This window comes from Komarekiella delphini-convector SJRDD-AB1 (genome assembly GCF_014831675.1).
GTDB lineage: Bacteria > Cyanobacteriota > Cyanobacteriia > Cyanobacteriales > Nostocaceae > Komarekiella.
On the sequence record NZ_VJXY01000012.1, the window covers coordinates 49419 to 63069 of the forward strand.

A 13651-nucleotide genomic window follows, 5' to 3' on the forward strand; every position below is an offset into this window, starting at 1 on the left:
ATGACCGTTGAATTTTTGGATGATTACCCCGAACCAATTACTAGTGCTCAACGCGCGTATCAAGCTTCTTTAAAGTTAGGATTGACAAAGGGAGCAGACAGGAGTCGTGCTGTGTTGGCAATGGCACAGGCGCTAGAACGTTCATTTGACGATATTCTGGAAGCCAACACTTTGGATTTGGAAGCCAGTCGGGAAATGGCAGTACCAGACTTGATATTAGATTGGCTGAAGCTGACTCCTACACGGTTAGAAACGACCGTAGACATTCTACAACGGTTAGGGGAATTATCAGATCCGCTACGGCGGGTCAGGAACGCTGACTATCAACTAGAAGATTCCCAGAGTTATTCGCAGTTAATGCCTTTGGGAGTAATTGGATTTATTTATGAGGCGTTTCCCGATTTAGGGGCGATCGCAGCGGGTTTCTGTATTAAAACTGGCAATACTCTGATTCTTAAAGGTAGCACAGAATCTAGCCATTCTAACGCGGCGATCGCTGATGTATTGCAAAATGCGATCGCCGAAGTTGGACTACCATCAGGATGTGTAGAACTAATAACAGCAGAACATGGTGCTTCTGTTCGTGATTTAGTCATTCAAGATCAGTATGTAAATTTAGTGATTCCCTACGGACGTTCTAGCTTGGTTCAGCAAGTAATGCGACAATCAACTTGCCCAGTTTTAAAGTCTGCAATGGGTAATTGTTACCTTTATTGGTCGCTCAATAGCAGCTTAGAAATGGTGCGCTGGATGATTATTGATAGCCATCAGAGTGAACCAGACCCAGTAAATGCTATTGAGAAGGTACTAATTCATCGCCAAGCTTTACCATCTTCACTAGCAGTTTTATGGAACAGCTTGAAGGAAAAAGGCTTTGAAATTAAAGGGGATGCAGAATTAGTAGAAGCTTTTCCGCAGTTGCATCTAGCAAAGGAAAACGAGTGGGGAAATGCTTATTTAACTAGGACAGTAGCTTTTAAACTGGTGGACAGCTTAGAGGGTGCGATCGCCTGGATTAATGAATACAGCAGTGGTCATGCTGACTGTATTATGACTGAATCATATCAGGAAAGTCGGCAGTTTGCTTTAGGAGTTAACAGCGCCTCTACCTACATCAATACTTCCCCGCGTTTTTCCCGCAATCCCTCACGGGGAGACTCAGTATTTCTCGGAATGTCAAACCAAAAAGGTCATCGCCGAGGATTTATTAGCCTGGAAACTTTGACTACCGTCAAACACATTGTTCAAGGAAATGGGCGATTTTAGTATTTAAGTATTAAATAAACTTGGCGCTTTATTTAATACTTGAAACTATTCATTTAGGAAATGCGTAAACTAATAAAAAATTAATTTTTTAATAAACCCATACAGTCATACTACAACGTGTGTGGTATCACTTTGTAGAGAAGCAAAGTATAGCTTCTCTACATTCTTCATCACAGCAATTAGCCTTTAACCAATTTCTTCTTAGATGTGTAGTAAACCTTACTACCAGCATCGGGAACAAAATGACAACTGACACCTGAACGCCACAGCGATTTCCAAACTGGTTCCTCAGATTTGCGGAAGTATTCACCCATCACTGGTTTAATTGCCTCAGTCGCCTTCAGCAAATTGTAATGTGGGATATTGAGGAATATGTGGTGAGCTACATGAGTACCAATATCGTGATGGATATGATTGATCAAACCATAATTACGGTCAATGCTAGAAATTGCACCTTTCAAAAAAGTCCAATCTTCTCCACGATACCAGGGTATATCTTGCTCAGTGTGATGCAAAAATGTCACCAAATCTAGCCAGATAATAAACACAATGTAGGGTGCAGCGTAATATTTTAGTAACCACATCCAACCCCACTGATATGTGAGGAATAGCAGCAAACCTACCATACAAGTACAGAGTACAGTGCTGGTAATGACATCCCATTTTTCTGATGGCTTGAAAAGCGAACTACTAGGTAAAAAGTGAGAGCCTTCTTTATTAGGAGAACGCTTAAATAAATACACTGGATAGGCTAATAAAAAAACATAATATCGACCTATCTTTTGTACTAAAGGCATCTCCTTATACTGCGATTCTGTTACAGGATACCAGCTTTCATCATTATCGATATTACCAGTATTTTTGTGGTGAGTTCTATGACTAATACGCCAGCCGTGATAAGGAACTAGTATCGGTGTATGAGAAAGATGTCCAATCAAATCGTTGAGCCATTTATGCTTAGAAAAAGATTGGTGTCCGCAGTCATGTCCAACTACAAACAAAGCCCAAAACATCGTTCCTTGCATTAACCAGAAAATCGGAAAGAAAGCCCAAGAATCTAGATAATTAGCAACTGCATAAAGCAGACCAATAATTAGGATGTCACGAAAGAAATAAAACAGTGATTTTGTTACATTAGGCTGAAAGCATTCAGCGGGAATTGCAGCTTTTAAATCCTGAAGAGTAAAAGGTAGCTTTGTTGTATCCTCAGACAGTTCATAGTTTTGAGGATTGTTGGAATTGATAATATTTGATTGCACTGGATTCTTTGATTGGATAAAAATCGGAACCTTAGTTTGAGGCAAGATAATCTTACCTCTGCGATGCAGATGATACTAGTTCTTGTTAACACACAAGAGTAATCTCTGGCAATTGACTAAACAATTTTAAGTAGAGAATTGCCAGAATCTATTTAACTCTCAGCACAATCAATGCTCCTTTTTTTAGGAGCATGATGCTCATAGCAAAACTGCTGGAAACGCTGTTTATCGCTTTGAGTAATATTCGTTGAAAGTACTATAACCGACATCAGTTGTGTACAGTTGACACTGGTCTGTAATCTGCTTCATTAAAGACCAAGAAAACTGACATTCATTATGTAAATAAGGCTCCCAATTTTTTTTAATGCTGCTATAAGCTAGGCGCAAATTATAAGAAGGAATAGCAGTAGAAATGTGATGGGGGACATGGACATTGATATCGTGACAAAGAAATTCTACCCAACGGGGATAATCACAATGAATTGTGCCAAATAGCTGTGCTATGCCCTCGCTCCACTTGTTCGCCGTCACAAAAGGAACATCTGAAGCAGTATGGTGAACAATAGTAAAAGTACTCATCCAAAAATGGTAAACCAGCCAGGGCATCAACCAAAATTTGACAAATCCCCAAATACCTGTTGTGGCAATTAGAATAGGGAAAGCGATCGCAGCAAACATAACTACTACAGCTACAGAAAGCTTAATACTTGATTGGTCTTTAGTCTTGAAATTGCGCCAATCAAAATGCACAACTGCCCAATGTCCAATAGAACCTACCCACCAGAGGCGTTTACGCATAAACAACTCAAAGGCGGACTGTCGAGTTTTATCCCAACTTTCAAAAACTTCTGGTCTAATGGGATGCCAAGCGTTGTCCTCATCCAGCTTATTGGTATGAGTATGGTGATAATTATGCTTAATGCGCCAACTGTGGAAGGGGTAAATTAATGGCATCATGAACAAGTGCCCCACTAAATCATTTACCCAACGACGTTTGGCAAATGAGCGATGACCACAATCATGACCAACTACAAAAAAACCTGTTAAAGCAGTGCCCGTAAAAATCCAAGTAAGGGGCAAGAGAAACCAAGGTGTGATTGTCAGAAGATAGTAGCCCAAGCCAACCGTAAAAACACTGATAAGCGCTTGCGTCCAAGCTTTACGACGGTTTTGCTGAAAACATTCCCGTGGCAAACTTTTGACAATATCTTTGAGCCTTAGATCAGAATTACCAAGGTCATCACTTAGTTTTTGATTGTTAATTATTGATGTAGTCATGAACACCTGAAAAACAACAAACTCCTCCACCAAGTCACCAACTAAAGTGGCTTGCCGCAAAGTTTCTTAACATTAGCGCTTTGAATTATAACAATCTAACGTATCCAAGCGCACTTTTAAGTAGCTTTTTGAAGTCAATTTGAATTGGCGAATGGATATTGATTACACAGAAAGTCCTTCGTCGTTAGTCCTTAGTAAATAACTAAGGACTAATGACTAATGACTAATGACTTATTGCCTTTTGTCTGCAAGTTTCACATTAGTCGCTAGACCAAGTACTTGCAGCAATTGCACTGTCATCCAAGTTAAATCGATTTCCCACCATTCCAGCCCGTGACGAGCTGAGTATTGAAAGGCATGGTGATTATTATGCCAGCCTTCGCCGAAAACTAATACAGCTACCCACCAGCAGTTAGTCGATTGATCACCGGAATCATAGCTACGATAGCCAAATTTATGAGTGGCGCTGTTCACCAACCAAGTGCAATGGTAAACCCAGACAATCCGAACAAAAATCCCCCAAATAACGAACGGCCAGCCACCCAGAAGCAAAAGCAATACACCCAGAGCAACCTGGATCAAAATGAAATATTTTTCTAAAAACTGATAAACTGGGTCTTCGGCAATATCTTTGGTGAAACGAGGAACATCAGCGTGAGCGGGACAGTAATGAATCAGCCAACCCATGTGGCTCCACCAAAAGCCTTTATTAGAATCATGGGGATCAGGGTCAGTATCAGAATTTAAATGATGAATGCGATGTGTCCCTATCCACTCAATTGGGCCTCCTTGACAGGAGAGTGTTCCGAAGAAAACCAGGAGATACTCTAGCCACTTGGGAGTTTGAAAACTGCGGTGGGTAACAAGGCGGTGAAATCCCAGAGTAACGCCTAGACCACCAGTTACCCAGTACAGCAAGAAACCCACACCAACTGCCGTCCAGCTAAAGTTACCAGGAACAAAGGCAAAAAGAGCGCCGATGTGCAGTCCAATGAAAAATAGGGTATTAACCCAGTTAATTTGAGGTTTAGTTGAAGTAGCAATTGTCATGCAGAAACCTGAATTGAAATTGTTCAGCCTAGGAAAGAAAGCGCGAACCCAATAATCCGCATCTCTATAATTTTTTGTGAACGAGGAAATTAATGAACAGTTTGGAACAGGTGCAGCAAGCAGAGCTGGCACTGTTAGAAATTTTTTCTGTAATTGACACTCAGGTCAAGCATAATCTTAAACGAGTGCTAGATGCATTTCGTAATCACCGTGTAGGTACACATCATTTTGCTGGTGTATCTGGTTACGGGCATGATGATCTAGGACGAGAAACTTTAGATAAAGTTTTTGCAGAAGTGATGGGTGCTCAAGCAGCAGCAGTACGGGTGCAGTTCGTTTCAGGAACTCATGCGATCGCTTGTGCATTATTTGGTGTACTCCGTCCTGGAGATGAAATGTTAGCAGTGGTCGGTTCTCCCTACGATACGCTTGAAGAAGTCATTGGTTTACGGGGCAATGGTCAAGGTTCTCTTATCGAGTTTGGCATAAATTACCGCCAATTAGAGCTAACCCTGGACGGAACAGTAGATTGGCAAGCTTTAAGCACTAGCGTGGCTGATAATACTCGTTTAGTGTTAATTCAGCGTTCTTGTGGCTATTCTTGGCGTCCGAGTCTATCCATTGCCGATATTGAAAAAATTATCCACTTAGTTAAACAGCAAAACCCCAAAACCGTTTGTTTTGTAGATAACTGCTACGGCGAATTTATCGAAACACGAGAACCCACTGCTGTAGGCGCTGATTTGATGGCAGGGTCTTTAATTAAAAATCCTGGTGGCACTATTGTGAATGCTGGCGGTTATGTCGCTGGTCGAGCAGACTTAGTGGAAGCAGCCGCTTGTCGCCTTACTGCTCCTGGTATTGGTAGTTATGGCGGTGCTACTTTTGACCAAAATCGCCTCCTCTTCCAAGGTTTGTTTTTGGCTCCACAAATGGTAGGAGAGGCAATGAAGGGGACTTATCTTACTGGTTATATATTTGACAAACTTGGTTATGCAGTGAATCCCGCACCGTTTGCTCCTCGTGGGGATGTGATCCAAGCAATTAAACTTGGTTCTGCCGAAAAACTCATTGCTTTCTGTAAAGTCATCCAACAGCATTCTCCCATTGGTTCCTATCTTGATCCAGTTCCAGATGAAATGCCGGGTTACGAGAGCCAGGTAGTTATGGCTGGAGGGACTTTTATTGAGGGGAGTACGTTGGAGTTTTCGGCAGATGGGCCTTTGCGTGAGCCGTATGTGGTTTATTGCCAAGGGGGGACTCATTGGACTCATGTGGCGATCGCATTGGAGGCGGCGATCAAGGCTGTGGGAGAAGCTTGATTGGGGTATACAAGTTATATGAGTTAAGATTGCCTCACGCAGAGGCGCAGAGGCGCAGAGAGTGAGGCATGGACGAATGGTTGAGAATGAGATTTCAGGTGCAATTGTGGATGCTGCTTACAAGGTTCACACGAGTTTGGGGCCGGGTTTGCTGGAATCAGTTTATGAGACGGTTATGGATTTTGAGTTAAGGAGGGGAAAGTTACAGGTTAGAAGACAGGTGGTAATTCCGGTAGTTTATGAGGGTGTTGTTTTGGAGGAAGGCTTTCGCACTGATTTGATAGTCGAAGATAAGGTAATTGTTGAACTCAAATCAGTGGAAGTTGTTCATCCAGTACACAAAAAGCAGTTATTAACCTACCTACGTCTTGCCGATAAGCGAGTTGGATTGTTAATCAACTTTAACGTCTCACTAATCAAAGACGGTATCTCACGGGTAGTCAACAGTCTCTAAAAACTCTTCGCGCCTCTGCGTCTCTGCGTGAGAAATTATTCCGGTAACTTATACTGCCCAACAATCCGCTTAGCAAACTCCGGCACATGCTCCTCTAACTTCTCCGGGTGATTCCGCTTTACATACAAGTAATTACGAGTAAAGTGAGAATCAATAGAAAACCGGGCATATTCCAAGCCCTTGGGGCCGATTCTTTCGATTACCACACCCATCAGTTTTGCAGCCCACATCGGAAGGGTAACACCTTTGTCGTAAGCAGGAATACTTTGTTGTACAGCTTCTTTACGATTACCTTTGGACATCACTGGTTGAGTATCTAATTGGTCTTTCACCAAATCCAGCATTTCTTTACCTGTGTTATTTCTGACTACAATCCACTGCCAACCAAAGGGTGCGCCCATGTAGCCGACGACTAAATCTGCTAAAGAGTTGACATAATCAAAGCAACTCATACAAGATGGGGCAAAGACATCTTTGAGTTGATTGGTTTTTAAGCCAAAGAAAGGCACGGTTTCTGTTGAACCATCCTCATGTTTAAAGTGAACTCGGAAGTCTTGCATAAATTCGTAATGCACAACTGTATTAGGCGATCGGCTAGTTGTTTCTAAGAATTTTTGCAGTCCGGCACGATTAACATTATCTACACAGGGTGTACCTAAAACATAAAGCTTTTCTAGACCAAGTTGTTTTTCTACAGCTCGTAGTGCTTGGATTTGGCAACCAACACCAATTACCAATAGCCGCTTCATTCCCGATTTTTCGACTTGTTCTAATATGGAAAGGTTTGGCGAAAGTGTTGGTTTATTTACCCGCGCTGCTAGTATTTCTTCTGGGGTACGAGCAATGACGGGCATAGGTTGAAAACGGTCTTCTTTGGTGTTTTGGACACAGACAACGCCTTCAACTAAACCGCGATTCAACATTTCAATGGCGATGCTGCTAACAATACCTGTCCATTGTGCGCCTTCTATGGGCTGCTGTTTTCGTGCCGCCATCATGTCTTGATGGACACCGAAGTAGAGTTCATTGGCGTTATCGAGATCGCGCGATCGCGTGTGCGCTTTTTCTTCAAGTTCACCTATCTGCTGATTGATAAAGGCGCAGGCTTCCTTGACATAGTGAATATAGTATGTATCGCACAATCCACACTCGCTACAGAGTTCTTTTGCAGGGCGGCGGCTGGTGGGTTTTAATGCTCTGGCTTTTTTGTGTTTGGTAAAATCAATAGAAGTCATATAAATTGTTTGTTTTATCTAGGAATCGCTTCTATTACAATACCTTCCCAGGTGGAGTATTACCTAGCAAGCCTAACACCAGTGGTGCTACAAGTGCCTTTGAGCATATAAAAAATAAATTTTTAAAGAAGATAGAAGCTCCTACACAAGAGGTTTCGCAGCCATTCATCAGCTTTGAAGATAAAGATGTTAATGATGAATTACAGCGACTTAAAGAAGAACAGTTACTACCATCTAAACCTCAAGACCAGGTTACAGTCAAAAAAGACATTAAATTAATTTTAGTAGAGGCTATTCGGGAAACACAGAAAGCTATGAAAACCGCTGTTTTAAATCAAGAAGCATCCATCAAGATTATGAAAAAGCTCAATAATAAGCTAAATACTGCAACAAAAGGTTCACATAGCTTTGAAAAATAATTATAATAATCTAGCTTTCAACTGAAGTTTAGACTGAAATACACCGACTGAAAAATTTTCTTTGGAAACGCTAAATTGGTAGAGTAATCGTAAACTTCGTTCCTTGACCAGAGGTTGAGGAGCAGGTGATTTGTCCATTGTGTTTATCAACAATAATTTGGTGGCTGATAGCTAATCCTAACCCAGTACCTTTACCCACAGGCTTAGTTGTAAAAGATGGCTCAAAAATTCTAGCTTGCACTTCAGTCGGTATACCAAGAGCATTATCTTCGATGCAAATTGTAACGGCTTGTTGCTGATGCTCAACTGATGTAGTGATCATAATGGTGTTAGGGATCTTCTGATCTGAGCGATTTTGATAGAGGTCATCAAATGCATCAATTGCATTAGCGATAATATTCATAAATACCTGATTCAATTGTCCAGGATAGCAAGTGATTGGAGGTAACTCACCGTATTGTGTGACAACCTCGATTTTAGAACGGTCTCCTTGATCTTTAAGTCGATGTTTTAATAGCATTAAGGTACTATCGATTCCTTCGTGAATCTGAAACTTTACCTTAGATGAGATATCGGAGCGAGCAAAGGTTCTAAGAGAGAGGCTGATGTCCTTAAGACGACAAATTCCCTGGCGCATTGATAACAAAAGTTTTGGTAGATCCTCCGCCAGATATTCTAAGTCAATTTCTTCAAGGAGTTCTTCGGTTTCCAGGTCTGGATATGGTAGCTTTTGCTGTTGTAGATTTACCAAACGCAGAAGATCCTTCACATATTCCTCAATATGAGAGCAATTTCCACTAATAAAACCAATCGGGTTATTAATTTCATGACCTATACCTGCGACGAGTTCTCCAAGGGTAGACATTTTCTCACTCTGGATTAGTTGTAGTTGGGTTTGCTGTAACTGTTGTAAAGATTGGGTTAATTCTGCGGTGCGTTCTTGCACGCTTTGTTCTAGAGTATAGGTAAGATGAGAAATTTTCAGATGTAACTTTAATCGAGCAATGACTTCTTCCTGTTGGAAGGGTTTGGTAATGTAGTCAACTGCACCAATTTCCAGTCCTTTTACCTTGTCTGTGGTATCGGATAAGGCAGTCATAAAAATAATCGGGATATTCTGAGTGATGGAATTGGCTTTCAGCCTGCGGCATGTTTCAAATCCATCAATACCTGGCATCATGATATCTAGGAGGATTAGATCGGGAGCCGCGTATTCTACTTGTTCGACCGCTGATTCTCCATCAGTTGCCATGAGGGCTTGCCAGCCATATCCTTGAATCGCTTCAGACATTACCTTAAGATTATTTGGATTGTCGTCCACCAAAAGGATACGCCTTGGCTTCGAGAAAAAATCGTCCATCATTGGTGGGACTCCATTGTTACAAAAATTTTGAGGAATTTACGTATTTTTCCTGTTTGAAAAGTTGTTGTGAGTTTCGTCAACTCAGCCGCAAAAGCAGCTTGTTGCGGATTTAGCTCAATCAGCTCTTTTAACATTTCCTCTATTGCCGAGATATCCCCCATCATTGCTAAATGATAGAGTTGTTGCAAGATATCCTGAGAAGGCAACATCAATTCACTATTATCTACTTGCTCATTCTTGGCAGACAACTGCTGAGGTTTAGATTGAGTATATATCCAGTCAACTTTTAGCACTGATTGCAATGCATTGATTAATTCATCTACCTGGAGGGGTTTGGGCACAAATGCTGTTGCCCCTGCTTGTAAACTCCGCTGACGATTGTCCTCGAAAACGTTAGCACTAGAGACAATAATCGGAATAGAACAGGTTTGTGGATTTTCTTGCAGGTGAACCATGAACTCAAAGCCATCCATATTGGGCATGGCTAAATCGAGGAGAATCACATCCGGGTGATGTTCAGTTGCCAGTTTTAACCCATGTTTACCATCTGCCGCTTCCAAGGTTCGACAACCAATTTCTTGCAACAAACTGGTCAACATGGAACGGTGATTGTCATCATCATCAACAATGAGAACTTGAGTTACACTACCCCGAATCTGGCTGATTTTTTGGTGGCTTGAAGCCGTTTTGCCTTCATTCCATTCGTGAGCAAGCGGTACTGTCAAATCCAGCCAAAATAAACTTCCTTCACCCAGATGACTCTGCACCTGAATTTGGCTTCCCATCAATGCGATAATTCTTTGACTGATGGTCAATCCCAAGCCTGTCCCTTCAGAACGCTGCCCTGCTGAACCGACTTGCTCAAACGGCAAAAAGATTTTTTCCAGTTGGTCTGGTGACATACCAACACCCGTGTCTTCAATCTGGAAGCGAATTTTATCTGTTGACTGTTGACTGTTGACTGTTGACTGTAAACCGTCAATTGTGAACTGTGAACTAATAACATCTACTTTGAACGTCACGCAACCACTGTCTGTGAACTTGATTGCATTACCTAATAAGTTAATTAACACTTGCCGTAGTCGCTTCTCATCTACCTGAATAGCAAGTGGTAGATAATCGCTGATCAAAACATTAAAGCTAATTCCTTTCTGCTCGGCTCGGATACCACAAATCTCAGTTACACCATGTAAAAAACTAGGCAAATGCACGCTACTAGTAACTAATTCTAATTTCCGAGCTTCAATTTTTGAGAGATCGAGAATGTCATTAATTAGCATCAGCAAGTGCGAACCACATTGGTGGATAATTCTGACCCCTTCCCGATTTTTGTCTGTGAGATTTAGCGATCGCTCTAGCACCTGTGCATAACCGAGGATACCATTGAGTGGTGTGCGTAGCTCGTGGCTCATATTTGCGAGAAACTCGCTCTTTGCTTGGTTAGCAGCATCAGCAGCAAGCTTTGCAATAAGCAGTTCATGAGTTCGCTTTTCGACTTTTGCCTCTAAGGTTTTGGAATAATCTAAAAGTTGAGCGTTGGCAATTTCTAATTGCTGGTTCGTTTCTTCTAACTTTTGCTGCTTATAAACATTTACCGTTGCAATTACACTGCTAATAAACCCTGCTAGAACAGGCGTGACCGGAATCAAAACACCAGATAAGAATATATAGTAGCTACCTCCTATCAATACCCCACTCAGACCCACAGTTGCCCAGAGAATTTTACCACCAGGAATTTGCAACTTCCTCTTCCCACGCGCACTGGCTAACCACAAACTACCCCCAGAACCAAGGAAAGACCACAAAACAATCCAGAGCGACGAAGAGATACCTGAAATTCCATAGAGATTGGTTTTCCCTGTTTTTGCCCCTCGCACCAGTTGGAGAGCAATATTGGCATGAATTACCACACCAGGAGTCGGTTTTTGAGCAGATATCAAGGATGAACTGAAGGGTGTGCTAAAAAAGTCATTGGTACTAGCAGCAGTTGAACCAACAAACACCATGCGATCGCGCATTAAATCTACGTCAAGTTTTCCTGCTAAAACATCACGCATGGTAACTGTGCGAAATGTAGCTTCTGAACCATGCCAATTCAGGAGAATTTGATAACCTCCAATATCGGCATCACTATAACCTGCTTCTTGGTTTTTGAGTGGCTGGTAAATTGCTTTGCCTAATCGAAACTTCTGCTGTTTTTCGTCAATACTTTCTAAGGTAATATTTTCAGCTTCTAAGTACTTGAGGGCTACATGAGTTGCCAATCCTGCTTTAATTTTTCCCTCTGACTTGGCATCTTCGGCTGTCAGTAGGGCACGACGCACATGGCGGTCGCCATCTAAAACCAAATCAGCTAATCCCACTTGGTCATTTTTTTGCAACTCCGGTGGGGGATTGACTCGCTCGCCAGTAATTTTTTCAACACCAATTAAATTGGGAGTAGTACGGAAAACTTGCACAAGTTGCTCGTGACCGCTTCCTTCTGGCAAATCCCGATATAAATCTAAACCAATAGAACGGGGTTGTTGTGCCTTGATTTTTTCTAATAATTTTGCTAATGCCGAGTCAGGAACAGGCCATTTACCCACCGATTGAATATCCTGCTCATCAATGGTGACAATTACAACTTCATCAGCTATTTCTGATTGCGATCGCAATCGTACCCATTCATCACGAAGTTTCCATTCTGGTAAATTGAAAATTCCTAATGATTGCCCAATCATGACTGTGAGGGCAACACTAGGAGTAATAATCAAAATGCTGCGAGTGCGTTGAATAAAAACCTGGAATTTGCGCCACATGTCATACAGTTAATTTTGGTTAGTACTCTACCAATCCAACTTTGCTGGCTAAGAGATCCCCGACTTTTTAAAGAAGTCGGGGATCTGACTCACTCATACCTTCTTATTTTGCAGATATCACTAATGGAGCCGTTGCAATTTCTTTCAAACTAACTGAAGTCAGAAGTTCTTCCCATTGCTTAACAAGGGTTGCATTGTTGGGTTGTTCTGCGTATAGTGCCGCAAGTATTGCTATACAGTCATACCAAACTCCATGTTTACCAAAAGCAGTTGCTCGCTTCAATGCATCTTGCTGTTGCATTGCCTTTGCTAGTTCAGCACTGGGTTGAATGCGTTGAATCCAACCATCAACATAGGGTGTACTTGGACTGAGTTCTCCATTAATTTTCAGCGCCAAGAACCATTGATAGTTTTTGCCAACGGCTAAAGCGGGTGCATCGGCAGGTAACTTAATGGCGTAGGCGAAGCCCGTCGTAGACATCGCCCCTATTTTTCCAGCAACTTGAATATTCATTTGGTGCTGGGTTTTACCAGTTTCATCCTTAAGGCTGAAAATGGCTTCTTGGGCATTGGAAGCAGGGATATACACCATCACAGTCGGACGCTCAGACACCGTTGTGCCATAAAAACTCTGAGGTAAGAGTGCAATTAGCGCGGCTGGGCCTGTTGCTGCTACCGCTGAAGGATTCAAGTAGTAAGTGCCAAGTCGAGAAGCCCCTCCACTCGCCTGCTGGGGAGCGCCGTTACCTTTAGCTGGGGTAAACAGATTGCCACGAGAAGCCCCTCCACTCGCCTGTTGGGGAGCGCCGTTACCTTTAGCTGGGGTAAATAGATTGCCACGGGAAGCTCCTCCACTTGCCTGTCTGGGCGCACTATTTCCTTTCTTTGGAGTAAAGAAACTACCACGGGAAGCCCCTCCCGTTGCTTGACTGGGCGCACTATTTCCTTTCTTTGAAGTAAAGAAACTACCACGGGAAGCCCCTCCCGTTGCTTGACTGGGAGCGCCATTATTAGTCGGCGGAGTAAATGTTACAGCATAAGCACTGCTCCATAGACCACTAGCAAATAGAGCAATGACGCCCAATGCACTAACTAAACATCGACGTTTCATAATTCACCTCTTGTCTTTGTAAATTTTTGATACCAAATATACATCAATTTAAATCCAGTATTCAGTTCGTTAGATAATCCCTAATCAAGCGAC

Annotated in this window: 11 protein-coding genes; 4 read left to right on the top strand and 7 right to left on the bottom strand. The window is 42.2% G+C overall.

The genetic code is table 11. The annotated features are described in order from the left end of the window. Positions 1-1266 (top strand): glutamate-5-semialdehyde dehydrogenase, encoded by a 1266-nt coding sequence (locus FNW02_RS13010; RefSeq protein WP_191757962.1) that lies wholly within the window; start codon positions 1-3, stop codon positions 1264-1266. A gap of 179 nt (positions 1267-1445) precedes the next feature. On the opposite strand, the gene FNW02_RS13015 is transcribed toward FNW02_RS13010, so the two are convergent. The 3 genes from FNW02_RS13015 to FNW02_RS13025 form a co-directional block, all read right to left on the bottom strand. Then, entirely contained in the window at positions 1446-2525 is a 1080-nt protein-coding gene (locus FNW02_RS13015) for a fatty acid desaturase (RefSeq protein WP_191758045.1), read from the bottom strand. Positions 2526-2750: 225 nt separating this feature from the next. Then, the gene (locus FNW02_RS13020; RefSeq protein ID WP_191758046.1) at positions 2751-3803 is read right to left on the bottom strand and encodes a fatty acid desaturase; all 1053 of its coding nucleotides are present in this window, start codon (positions 3801-3803) and stop codon (positions 2751-2753) included. 231 nt (positions 3804-4034) lie between these two features. Next, entirely contained in the window at positions 4035-4853 is an 819-nt protein-coding gene (locus tag FNW02_RS13025; RefSeq protein ID WP_191757963.1) for an acyl-CoA desaturase, read from the bottom strand. Positions 4854-4945: 92 nt separating this feature from the next. On the opposite strand from FNW02_RS13025, the gene FNW02_RS13030 reads away from it, so the two are divergent. Continuing rightward, complete coding sequence (locus tag FNW02_RS13030) at positions 4946-6175, top strand: methionine gamma-lyase family protein (protein ID WP_191757964.1); 1230 nt, start codon at positions 4946-4948, stop codon at positions 6173-6175. A gap of 76 nt (positions 6176-6251) precedes the next feature. Continuing rightward, positions 6252-6629 carry a GxxExxY protein gene (locus FNW02_RS13035; protein WP_191757965.1) on the top strand — a complete coding sequence of 126 codons (378 nt, stop codon included), beginning with the start codon at positions 6252-6254 and terminating at the stop codon, positions 6627-6629. 35 nt (positions 6630-6664) lie between these two features. Here the strand turns inward: FNW02_RS13035 and FNW02_RS13040 are convergent, their stop codons facing one another. Next, on the bottom strand, positions 6665-7864 hold the full coding sequence (locus FNW02_RS13040) for a Coenzyme F420 hydrogenase/dehydrogenase, beta subunit C-terminal domain (protein ID WP_191757966.1): 1200 nt from the start codon (positions 7862-7864) through the stop codon (positions 6665-6667). A 5-nt stretch (positions 7865-7869) separates the two neighbouring features. Between FNW02_RS13040 and FNW02_RS13045 the strand changes: the two genes are divergently transcribed. Continuing rightward, a complete protein-coding gene (locus FNW02_RS13045; protein WP_191757967.1) occupies positions 7870-8283 on the top strand; it encodes a hypothetical protein in 414 nt (137 codons plus the stop codon). 70 nt (positions 8284-8353) lie between these two features. Here the strand turns inward: FNW02_RS13045 and FNW02_RS13050 are convergent, their stop codons facing one another. The 3 genes from FNW02_RS13050 to FNW02_RS13060 form a co-directional block, all read right to left on the bottom strand. Further along, complete coding sequence (locus FNW02_RS13050; protein WP_431356804.1) at positions 8354-9646, bottom strand: hybrid sensor histidine kinase/response regulator; 1293 nt, start codon at positions 9644-9646, stop codon at positions 8354-8356. Continuing rightward, a complete protein-coding gene (locus FNW02_RS13055) occupies positions 9643-12447 on the bottom strand; it encodes a CHASE2 domain-containing protein (protein ID WP_191757968.1) in 2805 nt (934 codons plus the stop codon). Before FNW02_RS13055 ends, FNW02_RS13050 begins: the two co-directional genes overlap by 4 nt. Positions 12448-12550: 103 nt before the next feature. Continuing rightward, positions 12551-13558: a DUF928 domain-containing protein gene (locus tag FNW02_RS13060; RefSeq protein WP_191757969.1), complete on the bottom strand. Its 1008-nt coding sequence runs from the start codon at positions 13556-13558 to the stop codon at positions 12551-12553. Positions 13559-13651 lie beyond the last annotated feature (93 nt).